This is a genomic window from Streptococcus mitis (assembly GCF_946190275.1).
In the GTDB taxonomy this organism is placed as follows: Bacteria; Bacillota; Bacilli; order Lactobacillales; family Streptococcaceae; genus Streptococcus; species Streptococcus mitis_DC.
On the sequence record NZ_CAMHZQ010000125.1, the window covers coordinates 1 to 221 of the forward strand.

Consider the following 221-nt stretch of genomic DNA (forward strand, 5'->3'; position numbering starts at 1 on the left):
TCAGCAAGCACAAGCGCGGTAGCCTCTACCTCAGCAAGCACAAGTGCAGTAGCGTCTACGTCAGCGTCAACAAGCGCTGTAGCCTCTACCTCAGCAAGCACAAGTGCGGTAGCGTCTACCTCAGCAAGCACAAGTGCAGTAGCGTCTACGTCAGCGTCAACAAGCGCGGTAGCGTCTACGTCAGCATCGACTAGCGCCGTAGCGTCTACGTCAGCATCAAC

General features: G+C 56.6%; 1 protein-coding gene. It reads right to left on the reverse strand.

All coding sequences use genetic code 11. From position 1 onward, the window contains the following. Nucleotides 1–221 (reverse strand): hypothetical protein (locus tag N8M20_RS10470; RefSeq protein ID WP_261080549.1); only part of this gene is annotated, 221 nt, incomplete at both ends.